The 16519-nt window shown below is 70.8% G+C and carries 14 protein-coding genes; 7 read left to right on the forward strand and 7 right to left on the reverse strand.

Annotation, left to right across the window (positions count from 1 at the left end):
- Positions 1-2 precede the first annotated feature (2 nt).
- Complete coding sequence (locus ACIOKD_RS15160) at positions 3-1202, reverse strand: amidohydrolase family protein (protein WP_402083212.1); 1200 nt, start codon at positions 1200-1202, stop codon at positions 3-5.
- A 151-nt stretch (positions 1203-1353) separates the two neighbouring features.
- Here ACIOKD_RS15160 and ACIOKD_RS15165 point away from each other — a divergent pair, with 151 nt between their 5' ends.
- A complete protein-coding gene (locus ACIOKD_RS15165) occupies positions 1354-2865 on the forward strand; it encodes a class I adenylate-forming enzyme family protein (protein ID WP_402083214.1) in 1512 nt (503 codons plus the stop codon).
- On the opposite strand, the gene ACIOKD_RS15170 is transcribed toward ACIOKD_RS15165, so the two are convergent.
- Complete coding sequence (locus ACIOKD_RS15170) at positions 2844-3356, reverse strand: EF-hand domain-containing protein (RefSeq protein ID WP_402083216.1); 513 nt, start codon at positions 3354-3356, stop codon at positions 2844-2846. The genes ACIOKD_RS15165 and ACIOKD_RS15170 overlap by 22 nt on opposite strands.
- 163 nt (positions 3357-3519) lie before the next feature.
- Positions 3520-3894 carry an STAS domain-containing protein gene (locus tag ACIOKD_RS15175; protein ID WP_402083218.1) on the reverse strand — a complete coding sequence of 125 codons (375 nt, stop codon included), beginning with the start codon at positions 3892-3894 and terminating at the stop codon, positions 3520-3522.
- A gap of 375 nt (positions 3895-4269) precedes the next feature.
- On the opposite strand from ACIOKD_RS15175, the gene ACIOKD_RS15180 reads away from it, so the two are divergent.
- Together ACIOKD_RS15180 and ACIOKD_RS15185 are read left to right on the forward strand one after the other, a co-directional pair.
- Positions 4270-4851 carry a sigma-70 family RNA polymerase sigma factor gene (locus ACIOKD_RS15180; RefSeq protein ID WP_402083221.1) on the forward strand — a complete coding sequence of 194 codons (582 nt, stop codon included), beginning with the start codon at positions 4270-4272 and terminating at the stop codon, positions 4849-4851.
- Entirely contained in the window at positions 4848-6098 is a 1251-nt protein-coding gene (locus ACIOKD_RS15185; protein ID WP_402083223.1) for a zf-HC2 domain-containing protein, read from the forward strand. Before ACIOKD_RS15180 ends, ACIOKD_RS15185 begins: the two co-directional genes overlap by 4 nt.
- Positions 6099-6309: 211 nt before the next feature.
- Here the strand turns inward: ACIOKD_RS15185 and purU are convergent, their stop codons facing one another.
- Positions 6310-7161, reverse strand: a complete 852-nt coding sequence (purU, locus tag ACIOKD_RS15190; RefSeq protein WP_402083226.1) for a formyltetrahydrofolate deformylase — start codon at positions 7159-7161, stop codon at positions 6310-6312.
- A 123-nt stretch (positions 7162-7284) separates the two neighbouring features.
- Positions 7285-7785 (reverse strand): hypothetical protein, encoded by a 501-nt coding sequence (locus ACIOKD_RS15195; protein WP_402083229.1) that lies wholly within the window; start codon positions 7783-7785, stop codon positions 7285-7287.
- A gap of 117 nt (positions 7786-7902) precedes the next feature.
- On the opposite strand from ACIOKD_RS15195, the gene ACIOKD_RS15200 reads away from it, so the two are divergent.
- On the forward strand, positions 7903-9219 hold the full coding sequence (locus ACIOKD_RS15200) for an ABC transporter substrate-binding protein (protein WP_402083232.1): 1317 nt from the start codon (positions 7903-7905) through the stop codon (positions 9217-9219).
- 17 nt (positions 9220-9236) lie between these two features.
- Here ACIOKD_RS15200 and ACIOKD_RS15205 read toward each other — a convergent pair whose 3' ends face one another.
- Both ACIOKD_RS15205 and ACIOKD_RS15210 read right to left on the reverse strand, forming a co-directional pair.
- Entirely contained in the window at positions 9237-11036 is a 1800-nt protein-coding gene (locus tag ACIOKD_RS15205; protein WP_402083235.1) for a hypothetical protein, read from the reverse strand.
- Positions 11037-11310: 274 nt separating this feature from the next.
- Positions 11311-12696: a transcriptional regulator gene (locus tag ACIOKD_RS15210; RefSeq protein ID WP_402083238.1), complete on the reverse strand. Its 1386-nt coding sequence runs from the start codon at positions 12694-12696 to the stop codon at positions 11311-11313.
- A gap of 324 nt (positions 12697-13020) precedes the next feature.
- Between ACIOKD_RS15210 and ACIOKD_RS15215 the strand changes: the two genes are divergently transcribed.
- From ACIOKD_RS15215 to ACIOKD_RS15225, 3 genes are all read left to right on the forward strand, one after another.
- Positions 13021-13680, forward strand: a complete 660-nt coding sequence (locus tag ACIOKD_RS15215) for a bifunctional DNA primase/polymerase (protein ID WP_402083241.1) — start codon at positions 13021-13023, stop codon at positions 13678-13680.
- A gap of 289 nt (positions 13681-13969) precedes the next feature.
- Complete coding sequence (locus ACIOKD_RS15220) at positions 13970-14740, forward strand: ABC transporter ATP-binding protein (RefSeq protein WP_402083243.1); 771 nt, start codon at positions 13970-13972, stop codon at positions 14738-14740.
- Positions 14737-16332 carry a transporter gene (locus ACIOKD_RS15225; protein ID WP_402083246.1) on the forward strand — a complete coding sequence of 532 codons (1596 nt, stop codon included), beginning with the start codon at positions 14737-14739 and terminating at the stop codon, positions 16330-16332. The genes ACIOKD_RS15220 and ACIOKD_RS15225 overlap by 4 nt, the downstream gene beginning before the upstream one ends.
- Positions 16333-16519 lie beyond the last annotated feature (187 nt).

Below are 16519 nucleotides of genomic sequence, written 5' to 3' on the forward strand. Positions count from 1 at the left end.
GCCTACCGGGCCCTGTCGAGATCCAGGTCCAGCATGCGGATGGCGTTGCCGCGCATCAGCTTGTAGACGGTCTCGTCGTCGAGGCCCTTCACATGGTCGAGGGCGACCTCCTTGGTGTGCGGGAAGGTCGAGTCGACGTGCGGATAGTCGGTCTCGAACGTGGCGTTGTCCCGCCCCACCACGTCCAGCGAGGCGACCCCGTGCTTGTCACGGAAGAAGCAGCAGAAGATCTGCCGGTAGTAGTAGGTGGAGGGCGGCTCGGGGATCAGATCCCGCACCCCGCCCCAGGCCCGATGCTCCTCCCACACGTCATCGGCACGCTCCAGCGCGTACGGGATCCACCCCATCTGCCCCTCGCTGTAGGCGAGTTTGAGCCGAGGGAACTTCACGAGCACCCCGCTGAACAGGAAGTCCATCATCGAGGCCATGGCGTTGTTGAAACTCAGGGACGCCTGGACGGCGGGCGGCGCGTCGGGCGAGGCGGCGGGCATCTGGGAACTGCTGCCGATGTGCATGTTGACGACCGTGCCGGTCTCCTGGCAGACCGCGAAGAACGGGTCCCAGTAGCCGGAGTGGATGGACGGCAGCCCCAGATGGGTGGGGATCTCGGAGAAAGTCACCGCCTTCACCCCCCGGCCCGCGTTGCGCCGTATCTCGGCGACGGCGAGGTCGATGTCCCAGAGCGGAATGATGCACAGCGGGATCAGCCGCCCCCCGCTCCCCCCGCACCACTCCTCGACCATGAAGTCGTTGTAGGCGCGCACGCAGGCCAGCGCGACCTCCTTGTCGTGCGCCTCGGCGAAGGTCTGCCCGCAGAAGCGCGGGAAGGTCGGGAAGCACAGGCTCCCCTCCACATGGTTGGCGTCCATGTCCTTGAGCCGCTCGGCCGGGTCCCAGCACCCGGGCCGCATCTCCTCGCGGGTGATGCCCTCCAGGGTCATCTCGTCGCGGTCGAAGCCGACGGCGGCGATGTTGCGCTTGTACGGGAACTTCAGGTCCTCGTAGATCCACCAGTCGGTCGGCGGCCCGTCCGGGTCCATCGTGATCCGGTACTTGCCTGCCACGTAGGCCAGTTCACCGATACCGGCCGTCAGCGGCTTGGGGCCGCGGTCCCGGTACTTCCTCGGCAGCCAGGTCTCGAAGAGGTGGGCGGGCTCGATCACATGGTCGTCGACGCTGATGATCCGAGGCAGTTCGGTCATGAGTCCAGCCCTCTCCGGCGGCAAATCTGATGACCCGTCAGAAGGCAGGCTAGCCCCGCACCCCTGGACCGACAAGGCGCAGACGCCTACGCTCTGCACCCGACCTGACTACCCGTCAGTTCTCCCAGTCCCAGCGGCGAGGAGCACGGGCATGCTTACGGACACCGCGCACACACTCGACACCTCCCGCACCTTCTGGGAACTGGTCGAACGCCGCGCCGCGCTCACCCCCGACCGCCCGGTCCTCCTCCAGGACGACCGCACCCTGACCTTCGAGGAGCTGCGCTCCGGCGCCGAGCGGACGGCGGCGGGCCTGCACGACATGGGCGTACGCCCCGGAACAGTCGTCGCCTGGCAGTTGCCCACCCGCATCGAAACCGTCGTCCTCGCGATGGCCCTGGCACGACTCGGCGCGATCCAGTCCCCGATCATCCCCTTCTACCGCGACCGAGAGGTGTCCTTCGCACTCCGCACCGCACAGGCGGAGTTCTTCGCCGTCCCCGGCACCTGGCGCGACTTCGACCACACCGCCATGGCCGAACGCATCGCAGCCCGCGGCACCTTCGAGGCGTACGACGCACTCCCCACCGGCGACCCCGCATCGCTCCCCGCACCGCCCAGCGACGGGACGGACGTGCGCTGGATCTACTGGACGTCCGGCACGACATCGGACCCCAAGGGCGTACTGCACACGGACCGTTCACTGATAGCCGGCGGCAGCTGCCTCGCCCACGCCCTGCACCTGTCGGAAGCCGACACGGGCTCGATCGCCTTCCCCTTCGCCCACATAGGCGGCCCCGACTACCTGGTCATGCTGCTGCTGTACGGGTTCCCGGCGGTCCTCTTCGAGAAGTTCGCGCTGCCGGACGCGCTGGAGGGCTACCGCAAGCACGGGGTGACGGTGGCGGGCGGTTCGACGGCGTTCTACTCCATGTTCCTGGCGGAACAACGCAAGCAGCCGGACACCGGACTCATCCCGACCCTGCGCCTCCTGGCCGGCGGCGGCGCACCCAAGCCCCCCGAGATCCACCACGCGGTCGTACGCGAGATGGGGGTCAAGCTCACCCACGGCTACGGCATGACAGAGGTCCCGATGATCACCATGGGCTCACCGGACGACACGGAGGAGAATCTGGCGACGACGGAGGGCAGGCCCCCACCGGGCATGGAGATCCGCATAACGAACAACGAGATACGCCTGCGCGGCGAAGCGGTGTGCGCGGGCTACCTGGACCCGGCCCAGACGACGGAGGCCTTCGACGACGACGGCTTCCTGATCACGGGGGACCTCGGCCACCTCACCCCCACCGGCCACCTCGTCCTGACGGGCCGCCTCAAGGACGTGATCATCCGCAAGGGCGAGAACATCAGCGCCAAGGAGATAGAGGACCTGCTGCACAGCCATCCGGCCATCACCGACGTAGCCGTGATCGGCCTCCCCGACGCGGAGCGAGGAGAAAGGGTCTGCGCGGTGATCGAGCAACCCGCCGGAACCCAGCCCCTCACCCTCCCCAGCGTGGCGGCCCATCTACGCGCGGAAGGACTGTCCCCCCACAAGCTGCCGGAGCAACTGGAAGTGGTGGACGCCCTTCCGCGCAACGAGACTCTGCGCAAGGTGCTGAAGTACCGGCTCCGGGAGCGCTACTCGGGCACCGTGAAGTAGCGGGCGAAGGCATTCACGATGTCGGGCTCGGTGACGACACCGTCGGCGTCCGAGTCAAGAGCACCGGCCGCGGTGGCAGCAGTGTCCTGGGGCACACCCAGCGCCTTGAGGATGCGCGTGGTCTCGCCGACGGTCACGGAGCCGTCCCCGTCACCGTCCGCGACGGCGAGCGCCGCGTCCAGGAAGGGGCGGGCGATCTCGGCGAAGCGGTCGGGGTTGTCGCGCAGCCGCTTCACGGCGCCGTTCACGAACTCCTCGCGGGTGATCCGCTGGTCGCCGTCCCGGTCCGCTATGCCGGCCATGCCCTGCCAGAAGGCCTCCGCGCCGATGTACAGGGCCTGGCCCTTGTCGCACCGGGCCGTCGTGCCGAACTCGGCGAGCAGCGCCTTCGTCGCCGTGTTGAAGTCCTCGCGGTCGATATAGCCGTTGCCGTCCTGGTCGAAGCCGGCGAACCGGGCGGCGATCTTCCGCTCGTACTCGGTACTGACCATGTCTTTCGGGCCGCCTTACCTCACGTGGGTGCGTCTGGCAGGGAGCGTACGACGACCCGGCCCTCCGGGGAGCCGGAAAACGACGCTTGTGCCAAGACCGGGGGAAATCCGCGACAACGGCGTCACGGACACACACAACGATCTTCCCCCTACCCGACGGGAATCACGCCGAAAGCGAACTCGTCCCGTCGTCCACGGCGGCGTCGACATCGGCATAGGCGTCAAAGAGCCTGCGCACACCCAGGGCACCCAGCACCCGGTTGACGTGGGACCCGTCCACCGCTCCCTGCGCGGGGAGAATCACCCGCAGACGCCCCTGACAAGAACGGATCAGCCGCCGCGAGGCGATGAGAACACTCACGCCGCTGGAGTCGCAGAACAGCACCCCGGACAGGTCCAGCACGACATCCCGCCGCCCGTCGGCCACGGCCTCGTGCACCCGCTGCCGCAGCACGGGCGAGGTCACCAGATCCATCTCACCCGAAACCCGCACGACGGCCCAGCCGCGCTGCTCGCCTTCGGTCACCCTGAGCGTCACGCGTCTGTCCCTCGCTCGACAATGTCGGACCCGGAAACGGAAGCCATCCCTACGCTTCCCCTGCTGCGTGGCTGCCCCACCCCCAGCCCCGCGAAACACGGAATACCGAATCGAAACGCACCCCACAAGACCACCCCCGATCAAGCACACTCCAACCCGACCACCCCCGATCAGGACAAGTCACCCCATGCTTGACCCAAAACGACGCACACACCGCAACCATCGCCCTACCACCCCACCCCTCCCCGGGGCGCGCATTGCCATAAAGGGGCGTGCGTCACCACAGGTGCCGACTACATTCGTGAGGGAACCGGAGAGGAGAATCCGGTGGACACGGGCACAGGCGCACGGCACGAACAGGGGCGAGGGGGCCGCATGGCCAGGAGGGACACGCCACCCCGCTGGGACCGCAAGATGCAACAGCGGCTCGCACGGGGGGAGGCCGCCGCGCTCGGCGAGCTCTATGACCGATTCGCTTCACTCGTGCACGGTCTCGCCCATCGCGTACTCGCAGACGAGCACGCGGCCGACGGCATCACCCGCGAAGTCTTCACCCACGTCTGGGAGAACCCCGAGTCGTACGACCCCAAGCAGGGCCCCCTGCGCTCCTGGGTCGCCACACTGACGCACCGCCTCGCCGTGCAGCGCCTGCGCACCACGGAGACCGCCGCGCTCGCCCACGACGACACGGACGACACCGACGAGCTGGAGCGCAAGGTCCGCCGGGCCTCGGTGGCGGCCCGCGCCGACTACATCGTCACGTCCATGCCGACCCCGCTGCGCACCGCCCTGGAACTCGCCTACTTCCAGCGCCGCGACTACCGCCAGACCGCCGCCGACCTGGGCGTCACCGCGGACGAGGCCCGCCGCCGCCTGCGCCTGGGCCTCCAACTCCTCTCCACGGCCCACGAAGCCGCCCCTTCCCTGACGCCCCCCGAACAAGGGGGCACAAGGTGAACAGCGCAAACCCTTCCGGCGAGCACAACGACGACCGGAACCCCCCACGCATACCGATCCCACGCGCCTCCATAGAGGACACGGGTCTCCCCCTCCCCACCCCGCCCCTCCCCACCTCACCCCTCCCCACCCCACCCCTGGTCCTCGAACACCGGGTGCTGAAGGCGTTGCTCGGGGCCTGGGCGCTGGCGGCCTGCTCAGCCGAGGAGACGGCGGCGGTGGAGGACCATCTCGGCGGCTGCGGCGCCTGCGCGGACGAGGCCCTGCGACTGCGTGAAGCAGTGGGCCTCCTGCACCCGCCGGAGACCCTCGACCTGGACCCGGCCCTGCGCACCCGAGTCCTGCAATCTTGTCTGAGCCACCGCCCGCCCCGGATCCCGGTCCCCTCCTGGGCCACCCCGTACGACGCGGAGACCGCCCGCCTGGACGCCCTGCTCCAGGACATCGGCGATGCCGAGTGGCACGCCCCGGTGCGACTGCGCTGGTTCGACGGCAAGGAACGAACAAGCCGACGCTCCACCGTCGCCGGAGTGATCGCCCACCTGCTGACCGTGGACGGCCTCGTCGCCGTCACACTCGGCCTGGACGACCCTTTGGAAACCCCCGCGGGCACCGCCACCCCCGCCGCCCGCACCGAGGCCTTCTGGGGCGCCGCCCACGTCCCGCCCACCCGTTCCGTACGCGGTCCCTGGCGCGAGCAGTCCCACAGCCTCGTCCGCACGGTGGCCTTCGCGGGTGGAGGCTCCGGCCGCCTCCCCGTCCCGTACGGTGACTTCGAACTCCCGCTGCGGGACTCCATGCTGGACCGGGCCTTCGAGACCTGGGTCCACGCGGGAGACATCGCCGACGCGGTCGACTACCCCTACGAGCCGCCCTCGCCCCGCCATCTGCACGCGATGATCGACCTGGGCGCCCGTATGCTCCCCTCGGCCCTGGCCACCCGCCGCCAGGCAGGCCTCGCGGCCCTCGGCGCGACCCCGCACCTGGTCCCGGCCGGCGCCCCAGGCCGCAGCCTCCGCCTGGAGATCGAGGGCCTGGGCGGCGGCGAGTGGCTCATCCCGCTCGACTCCCCCGGCGCCCTGGCCTCCCCCGACCGCGAGGTGGCCCACGTGGCCCTGGACGGCGTGGAGTTCTGCCAACTGGCAGCGGGTCACGTCTCCCCCGAAGAGGCAGCGGCAGGCCAGGCAGGCGACCGAGAGGCGATCAGAGACGTCCTGTTCGCAGCAGCGTCACTGAGTCGCATGTAGAGGCCGGAGCGCCGGCGCGCAGCCGCAAGCGGTCAGGAGGGGGCCGGGGCGACGTGTTCGCCCGCAGCGGCCGGCGCGTCCGCACCGGGCTCCCTGCACAGCCAACTCGATCGCGCCGGACCGAGGACGGACACGTCGCCCCGGCCCCCGCCCCCACCCTCGACAGGCGTCGACAGGCGCCCCGAAGCGGCGGAACAGCCGCCAAGCACCCTCAGTCGAAAACGACGGTCCGACGCCCGTTCAACAGGATCCGCCGCTCCGCATGCCACTTCACGGCCCGGGCCAGCGCCTGGCACTCCACGTCCCGCCCCACAGCGACAAGCTGCTCCGGCGTGACCTGATGCCCCACCCGCTCGACCTCCTGCTCGATGATCGGCCCCTCGTCGAGGTCGGCCGTCACATAGTGCGCGGTGGCACCGATCAGCTTCACGCCACGCACATGCGCCTGGTGATAGGGCTTCGCACCCTTGAAGCTAGGCAGAAACGAATGGTGAATATTAATAATCTTCCCACTCAACTGCTTGCACAGATCATCCGAAAGCACCTGCATGTACCGAGCCAGCACCACCAGCTCGACACCCTGCTCCCGCACCAGCTCCAGCACCTGCGCCTCAGCCTGCGGCTTGTTGTCCTTCGTGACCGGAATATGCCGAAACGGCACATGGTACGAATCCACGAGCTCGGCGAAGTCCGTGTGATTGGACACCACGGCCGCGATCTCGACGGGGAGCGCCCCGATCCGCGCCCGGAACAGCAGATCGTTCAGGCAGTGCCCGAACTTGCTGACCATCAGCACGACCCGCATCTTCTCGTCGGCCCGGTGGATCTGCCAGTCCATCTGGAAGGAGTCACCGATCGCCGCGAAGCTCGCGCGCAGCTTGTCCACGGTCACCGGCGACTCCGCCGAGAAGTGGACCCGCATGAAGAACAGCCCCGTGTCGTGGTCACCGAACTGCTGGCTGTCCTCGATGTTGCAGCCGGTCATGAAGAGGTAGCTCGACACGGCGTGCACGATGCCCTGCTTGTCGGGGCAGGAGAGCGTCAGGACGTACTGGTCGTTCATGCACGCCAGGGTCGCACAGAACGACCCCACCCCCGGGCACCCGCCCGAATCCCGGAACGCTGATCCGCCGGGTGCGGTCCGGCGGGGGTGGGCCGCGCAGTTCCCCGCACGTACGACGAACCCTCAAGCAGACCGAGTCATGATCTGCAACACCTCAAGCGTGCGAGGCGGAACATCCGGATCCTCCCCGTCGCTCACAGCCATCCGCACATGCGCATCCCGCGCGGCCCGAACGGCATCAGCCCACCCCGCATGTTCGAGATAGACGGAGACAACCGCATCAGGCCCCACCTGATGCATGATCCGGAGCACCCGCAACACCGCGGAGTCGACAAGCGCCGCCTCCTGCGAGTCCCGGAAGATCGTGCCGATGTACTTCTCGGCGGACCAGTTGTCCAGCCAGGTGTCCTCGACGAGGCGGTAGACGGCGTCGGTCACATCCCCGTACCCGTCGACCCCCGCGAGCCATATCCCCCGCTGGAACTCGGTGTCGGAAAGCATGTGCAGCGCGGAGCGCACATTGCTGCGCCAGCGCCACCACGGCATATCGTTCAGTGGCATGCCGCCCATGGTGGATGAGCGACGCCCGCGACGGGAAGAGTTCTCCGAACCTTGCACGGTCACCGATCGTACGTTCCCGCCGGACGGGCCCGCCCCGCGCCCCGGTGTTCACCCGGATGTCACCGTGCGTTGACCAAGGGTCACACCAGCCGTTGCGGTGTGGCGGAATCGTGCGTACCCATGACCGGCCGGCGACGCACCCGCAGCTTCCTCACCGCCCCGCACCTCCACCCCCGCCTGCGCCTCCCCGCCGCCAGGGCGGGAGTGCTGTCGGCGGGCGCGCTGGCGGTGTGTCTGTCGACGGCCGTCGGGTGCGGTGTCGTCCCCGGTGTCACAGGGGGTTCCGGGGACGACACGATCACCGTCATGACGTGGGCCCCCGAAAGAACGAAAACGACCAACAAGCCCGGGATGCCCGCCCTCGCCAAGGCGTACGCGCGCTGGGTCAACTCCCACGGCGGCATCAACGGCCGCAAGCTCAGGGTTCTCACCTGCAACGACCACAACGACACGGTGGAAGCCGCGAGCTGCGCCCGCCGCGCCGCCGCGGAGAACGTCGTCGCGGTCGTTGGTTCGTACAGCCAGCACGCCCGCTCCTTCCTCGCTCCGCTGGAGGCGGCCGGCATCCCGTACCTCGGCGGATACGGGGTCACGGACGACGAGTTCACGAGCCCGCTCTCGTACCCGGTGAACGGCGGCCAGCCCTCCCTGCTGGTCGGCCTGGGCCAGCAGCTGGCCAGGTCCTGCGGCCCGGTCACGCTCATCCGCCCCGACACGATCGCGGGCGACGAACTGCCCGTACTCCTGGACTCCGGACTGACCGCGGGCGCTCACCGGGCCTCCGTCGACCAGCGGGCCGCCGAGGACGCCACGGAGTTCTCGGGGCACGCCCAGCAGGCCCTGCAACGGGTCACGAACGACCCGCGGGAGGAGGGCTGCGTGGTGCCCGCTCTCGGCGACCGCACCGACACCTTCATGGACTCGTTCCGGCGCAGCCGCGAGGACTACCCGACGGTACGGACGGCTTCCGTGCTGGGCAGCATCGACCAGTCGATGATCGACGCGACGGGAAGCATGTACGAGGGCTCGTACGTCACCGGCTGGTACCCGGCGTCGAGCGACGAGCGGTGGGGTCCGATGCGCGAGGTCATCCGGAAGGAGGCGTTCGGCGACAACCGGATCGACGCCTCCGATCCCGGCGTGCAGACGACCTGGATCGCGTACACCGTCCTGAAGAAGGCCATCGAGTCGCTGGGCGACAGCGACGTGTCCGCGCGGTCGCTGCGGCGCACGCTCGACGACGGACTGAAGGTCGACACGGGCGGGCTCACACCGACCCTGAACTGGAGCTTCCAGGACCTGATCGCCACGAGCGGCTTCGCGCGGCTGGTCAACGCGGACGTGACCTTCCAGGTGGTACGCGAGGGCAGGCTCGTCATGGAACGCAAGGGCTTCGTGAACGTCGCGAAGACCCTGGAGACGACCTCGACATCCTGACGTGAGCCGCCCGCCGATCAAAGCTGCCCGGGCTGCCGCTCCGTAAGTCCATAGGTCTGCGCGATGGAGTTCCAGAGTTTCGCGGCCTTGGCCTTCTGCGTGGTCGCGGTGCCGCTCTCGCGGTTGCCCGCGGCGGTCTGCCCCGTGGACCGGGCCTGACCCTTGTTGCAGCCCTTCTTGCCCGCGGCCTGGTCCGCCCACGCGGCGTAGTGGGTGTCCGCGGCGGCGGAGGCCTTCCAGGCGCTCTTGAGCGCGGCGGTCAGCTGCGCGTGGTTGTCCAGTTTGTCGACGGACAGACCCGCGAGTCGCGTGACCAGCCCGGTGCGCTGCTCGGCGGCGTTGCGCAGATCGGAGGCCGCCTGGCCGAGGTTGCTGCACTTGCGTACGTTGTCGACGGCCTTGACCACCGAGTCACGGCTGTTGCCGCTGTCCGCCAGGAGCTTGTCCAGGGCCACGGCCTGCTTCTCCTCCGGCCCCGCCGAGGACGAGCCGGAGCCGTCGGTGGCCGACGCGGTCGCCGCGACCGTCGTGTTCTCGTCGCCCTTGTCCTCCTCGCCCCCGCCACCGCTGAGCAGGGCGCCCGCGCCGATGCCGAGCACGGCGATGCCCACGCCGACCGCGGCGATGAGGGGAACGCGGGAACGGGAACGGCCACCGCGGCCGTGGTCACCGTCCGCCGCGGCCCGGCGTGCGCCACGCCCGCCGGGACCCTCGGGGCCCGCCGGCGCACCGGCACCTCCGGAGGCACCTCCGGAGGCACCGAAACCACCGGGCGTACCGAAACCGGCCGGAGTACCGAACTCGGGCGAGGCGCCACCCGGTTGCCTCCCCCGCCGCGCCCGCGGCTGGTCCACCGGGGGCAGCTGCTGGGTGGCGCCCGCGGCGTCGGCCCGGAAGAGATTGTCGAACTCGGCGGGCGGCTGCTGCCGATCATCCGGTCCCTGACCCGACGCGCCCGGCCGCACCCCGAGTCCGGCCCCACCGGGCTGCGAAGGCACCGGCGCCATGAACTGCGTGGGCTGGGCGTCGGGATCCACGGCGGCGGGCAGAGGCCCGGGACCGTCGGACGGGACCCGCCCGAGGTACCGCGTGGAGTCACCGGACGCAGCACCCGCACCTGCCGCACCCGCCGCGGGCATCTCCGGCGGCAACGCCCCGGGCCCCACCGGCGGAAGGAACTGTGTGGCGCCCTCGTCCATGGGCGCGGCCGCGGTGACGGGCGGCAGGAACTGGGTCGCGCCCTCATCCATGGGCGCGGCGGGCGGCAGGGCACCCGGCCCCGCTCCGGAGACGTCCGGGTAGCCGTAGCCGCCCTGTCCGTGCGCCCCGGCGGGGTTCTGCGCCTGCGAGACGCCGTACCCGTTACCGGTCCGGCCGTCGAACTGCTGCTGCGGCTGCTGTTGATGTTGCTGCGGCTGTTGCTGCGGCCGGGGTATAGCGCCGCCGGGCGTCTGCGGGGCGGCGCCCCACTGACCGCCCTGGTCCTGCGCCCCGTACCAGCCCGAGTCCGGCGCACCCTGCCCGCCGGCGCCCTGCGGCCCGGCGCTCCAGCTGGATATCTGCGTATCCGGAGCCTGAGCGGCACCGTCGGCGCCACCGGGACCTCCAGTACCACCCGCGGCACCCGCACCGCCCCACTCGTCGGCCTGTGGAGCGGACCGCGGACCCCACGGCTGGTCCCAGGCCTGACCGCCCGCCGGGACCGCGCGGTCGCCGGTCTGGCCCGGCAGGAGGGGCTCGCCGCCGTCGGACGGCAGCACGATGCCTTCGCGCGCGGGTCGCGCCGAGGGCTCGTCGCCCTGTCCGTTGTGCGTCACCGGGACTCCTACGAATGGGGGACCTTCGGAATCGTCGGTTCACGCTACCGGGTCCCCAGGAGCCGGTGCCACGCAGCACGGGACGTGACACCCGCCACCGGGGACAGTGAGTGACAAACCGCCCCCGGAAGACTGTTCGAGCCCCCTTTTCGCGCCTCCTTTCCGCACGCGTGCTTCTTTTCTCACACGTGTCCCACACGTGCACGCCCGGACGGCCCGAGAAACCCGGCTCGAACTCAACTCCACCTCGTCCCGCGCGCCTGGTGCCGCGGCCCTAGGCCGCCACCTGAAGCTCCATACGTGCCCCGAACTCCCGCACCACGGGCTCGTCCCGGTACGGCTCCAGGCGCTGCTGCAGGTCGTCCAGGTACTCGGCCCCGCGGTTGGAGCGCAGCGTGCCCAGCAGTTCGACCGCTCGCAGACCTGTGCGGCAGGCCTCCTCCACCTCGCGCTGCTGCACCTGCGCGCTGGCAAGGAGCACGTACCCGATCGCGCGGCGCCGGGCCCGCGACTCGGGGTGCCCGTCGAGGGACTCCCGCGCGCGCCGCGCGGCCGCCTCGGCCTGCCCCAGGTCACGGTGACAATGCGCCAGTTCGTCGGCGAGGTAGGCCTCGTCGAAGTGCGCGATCCAGCGCGGGTCGTCCCCGGACTCCGGATCGGCCTGCTCCAGCGCCGCCACGGCCCGGCCGGACGCCGACTGTGCCGAACGCGCGTCACCCATCAGGGCATGGCCCCGCGCCTCCGCGGCGTGGAACATCGACTCCGCGCGCGGTGTGACCCGCCCGCGCGCTCCCTCCTGCGCCGCCCGCGCCAACTGGGCGATCTCCCGGGGGGTTCCGAGCTGTGCGGCCAGGTGGCTCATGGACGCGGCGAGCACGTACCCGCCGTATCCACGGTCGCCCGCCGCCTGTGCGAGCCGCAACGCCTGGATGTAGTAGCGCTGTGCGAGGCCCGGCTGCCCGGTGTCGATCGCCATGTAGCCCGCCAGCTCCGTCAACCGCGCGACCGCCGCGAAGAGTTCACGCCCGACCGCTTCCCGGTACGAGCCCGCCAGCAGCCCGGAGACGACGCTGTTCAGGTAGTGCACGACGACCGGGCGCACATGCCCGCTGCCGTACTGGTGGTCGAGCTCGACGAGCGCCTCGGTCATCGCGGTCACCGCCGCCACGTCGGACTGCCCGACCCGTGGCCCGGCCGAGCGCGAGACCTGCGCGTCCGGCGACGAGATCAGCCAGTCCCGGCTCGGCTCGACGAGCGCGGAGGCCGCGACGGACGAACCGGACAGGAAGTCCCGGCGCCCCACGTCGCTGCGCCACAGCTCGCAGACCTGCTCGATCGCGCCGAGGACCGTCGGCGAGAACTGCAGACCCACGCCGGAGGCGAGGTTCTTGCCGTTCGCCATGCCGATCTCGTCGATCGTGACGGTCCGGCCCAGCTTGCGGCCCAGCGCCTCGGCGATGATCGCGGGCGCCCGGCCGCGCGGCTGCTGTCCGCGCAGCCAGCGCGCCACGGACGTCTTGTCGTAGCGCAGATCGAGACCGTGTTCCGCGCCGCACATGTTGACGCGGCGGGCCAGACCGGCGTTGGAACAGCCGGCTTCCTGAATGAGCGCCTGCAGTCGTTCGTTCGGCTGCCGCGCGACGAGAGGCCTTGCGGCCATTGGCGTACCCCCTGTGGCTGCGGTGCCTGCCCACGCGCACCGAGTTGATGAGCTCTCAGTGACCGGGCCCTCCCGCCCCTAGTCAGAGAAACGAGAAGTCCGGCCTCGAAGATCAATGCCCCGCGGACATACCGAAGATGCGAGACATGCGAGGATTGCCGGGTAAAAGGCTGCTGCCCGCCCCACACAGGGCTACCCACCACCCGCTGCCGCCTCCCATGCGCGCCCCCACAGATGCATCCATGCGCCCCACGCGTGGGATCGGTGCTCCTCCCCCGCGCGCAAGGCCCGTAACCCCTGGTGGGTGCGGGAGTTGAGTTCAGCGTGGAAGAGACGATCGCAGGCACCGAGACCGCCCAGATCCCGAAGCAGCGCGGCGAGTCGCTGCAGGACACAGCCGTGCGCTATGCCGAGGAGCGCCATTGGGACGTGTTCCCCGGCACCTGGCTGGAGGCCGTCGACGGCGTGCAGTGCTGCTCGTGCGGCGCCCCGTCGTGCGCGGTGCCGGGCGCACACCCGGCGCGCGAGGACTGGGCGACGCTGGCCACGGGCAGTGCGACCGTCGCCCGCCGGCTGTGGGCGAAGCAGCCTGCGGCGTCGATCCTGCTGCCGACGGGGCGGACGTTCGACGCGATCGACGTACCCGAGACCGCGGGGTTTCTCGCGCTCGCGCGGATGAGGCGGATGGAGCTGACGCTCGGTCCTGTGACGTGTACGCCGGACCGGCGCATGCAGTTCTTCGTGCTGCCGGGGGCCGCTGCGAAGGTCCCCGACCTCGTACGGAAGCTGGGGTGGCCGCTCGCGTCCCTCGATCTGGAGGTGCTCGGCGAGGGCGTGTACGTGGCTGCGCCGCCCACTCGGTTCGGGGCGCGGGGGGCTGTGCAGTGGGCCTGCCGGCCTACGCCCGCGAACCGGTGGTTGCCGGATGCGGAGGAATTGATCTCTCCACTGGCATACGCGTGCGGTCGCGACGCCCGCCGGTGACCCGGGCGCCCCGGTGGGGGTCGCCCGCGCGGTTCCCCGCGCCCCCAAAACCGCCCCTGCGCCCCTGCTTTCGCCCCTGAGGGCCGCGGGGAACCGCGCGACCGGCCCCCACGTGCCGCACGCACACACCACGCACAGCACCACCCCCAAGGGGCGCGGGGAACCGCGCGGCCAGCCCCACCGGACCCCCACCCACCCACCGCACGCGGCACCGCCCGGCCAAAGGGTCGTCGCCGGTGTCGGTGCCGGGCCACGACGGACCCGCGCACCGCCCCGTATCGTGCCTCGCATGACGGTCGCGGTGCGGATACACGGGCTCTGGAAGCGGTTCGGGGAGCAGATCGCCGTCGCCGGGATCGATCTGGAACTGCCCGCGGGCCAGTTCATCGGCCTGGTGGGGCCCAACGGGGCCGGGAAGACCACCACCCTGTCCATGGTGACCGGGCTACTGCGCCCGGATCACGGCACCGTCGAGGTCGTAGGGCACGACGTGTGGCGCGACCCCACCGAGGTCAAGGCCCGCATCGGCGTCCTGCCCGAGGGACTGCGCCTCTTCGAGCGCCTCTCGGGCCGGGAACTGCTCGCGTACACGGGCCGCCTGCGCGGCCTCCCCGGCACGGAGGTCGACAAGCGGGCCACCCAGCTCCTCGACGTACTCGACCTCGCCGGAGCCCAGCACAAACTGGTCGTCGACTACTCCACCGGCATGCGCAAGAAGATCGGCCTGGCCGCCGCACTGCTGCACAACCCGGAAGTGCTGCTCCTCGACGAGCCGTTCGAGGGCGTCGACCCGGTCTCCGCCCAGACCATCCGCGGAGTCCTGGAGCGCTACACCGCCTCCGGGGCGACCGTCGTCTTCTCCTCCCACGTGATGGAGCTCGTCGAGTCGCTCTGCGACTGGGTCGCCGTGATGGCCGCGGGCCGCATCCGCGCCCACGGCCCGCTCGCCGAGGTGCGCGGCGCCGCGCCCTCCCTCCAGCAGGCCTTCCTGGAACTCGTCGGCGCGAACAGCCGCACCACCGCTTCCGACCTCGACTGGCTGGGCGGCGGCGCCCGGTGAGGGCCGACTCCGTCACTCCCGTCGTCGTACGGTTGAAGCTGGCCCTGCTGCGCAACGGTCTGCGGCAGTCGTCCGGGCGCAGGGCCGCGTACGTGGCCTCGCTCGTCGTCGTACTCCTCTTCGCCGCGCTCCAGTTCCTCGGCCTGATCGCGCTGCGCGGCCACCCGCACGCGCTGAACGTCACGGTGCTGCTGACGGCCGTACTGGCACTCGGCTGGGCCGTGATGCCGCTCTTCTTCCCCGGCGGCGACGAGACCCTCGACCCCACCCGCCTGGTGATGCTGCCCCTGCGTCCGCGCCCGCTCGTCCGGGCACTCCTGGCGGCGTCGCTGGTCGGCACAGGGCCGCTGTTCACACTCTGTCTGCTCATCGGCTCGGTCGTCGCGACGGCCCACGGAGCGGCGGCGTACGTCACCGGTGTCGTCGCGATCGTCCTCGCGCTGCTGGTCTGCGTGGCCCTCGCACGGGCCGTCGCGACCGCCAACCTGCGCCTGCTGACCAGCCGCAAGGGCCGTGACCTGGCGCTACTGAGCGGCCTGGTGATCGCGGTGGGCGCCCAGGTCGTCAACTTCGGTGTGCAGAAGCTCGGTTCGTCGGGCCTGTCCACGCTGGACCCGGCGGCGGACGTACTGCGCTGGGTGCCGCCCGCGTCCGCGCTCGGCGCCGTCGACTCCGTCAGCGAGGGCTCGTACGCCGTCGCCCTCGCCCAGCTCGCCCTGAGCGGCCTGGCCCTCGCGGCGCTGCTGAGCTACTGGCAGCGGACCCTGACCCGGCTGATGACCTCGCCGGACGGCTCGACCCTGCAGGCCGCCGGGCCCGCACGGGACAAGGCGGGGCGTTCCTCCGGGCTCGGCCGGCTGCTGCCCGCGGGGCGCACGGGCACGGTCATGGAACGCAGCCTGCGGTATGTGTGGCGGGATCCGAAGACGAAGGCGGCGTGGGTGACGTCGCTCGTGATCGGCCTGATCGTGCCGGTGTTCAACGCGTTGCAGGGGACCGGCTCGATCTACTTCGCGTGCTTCGCGGCGGGGATGCTCGGCATTCAGATGTACAACCAGTTCGGGCAGGACACCTCCGCGTTCTGGATGGTCGCGATGACGATCTCCTCGACCAGGGACGCGTACGTCGAACTGCGGGGCCGGGCGCTGGCCCTCCTCCTGATCACCCTCCCGTACACCGCTCTCGTCACCGTCCTGACGACGGCGCTGCTGGGCGACTGGGCCGCCCTGCCCGAGGTGCTCGGCCTCTCCTTCGCGCTGCTCGGCGCGATGCTGGCGACCGGCGCCTGGTCCTCGGCCCGTTTCCCGTACTCGATCCCGCAGGAGGGCTACAAGAACGTCGCTCCCGGGCAGGCGGGGCTGGCCTGGATCGCGATCCTCGGCGGCATGGTCGCGGCCGCGCTGCTGTGCGCGCCCGTCATCGCCCTCACCATCTGGCTGAACGTCTCGTCCACCGGCGAGAACTGGACCTGGCTCCTGCTCCCCCTGGGCGCGGCATACGGCACCCTCCTCACCCTGTCGGGCCTCCACCTCGCCGCCCCCCGAACCTCCCACCACCTCCCAGAAATCCTGACAGCAGTCAGCAAGGGCTAAGCGTGGGGCCCCCTTCCAGGGGCGCGGGGGGTTCTTCAGGGGCGCGGCGAACGGCGCAATCTTTCGCCTTCAACCCTCCAGGGCCGCGGCGGTTTTTCAGGGGCGCGGCGAACGGCGCAATCTTTCGCCTTTCGCCCTCCCGGGGCGCGGGGAACGGCGCGACCACTCCCCACCGGCCCCGCAGACG

This window comes from Streptomyces sp. NPDC087844 (assembly GCF_044742785.1).
In the GTDB taxonomy this organism is placed as follows: Bacteria; Actinomycetota; Actinomycetes; order Streptomycetales; family Streptomycetaceae; genus Streptomyces.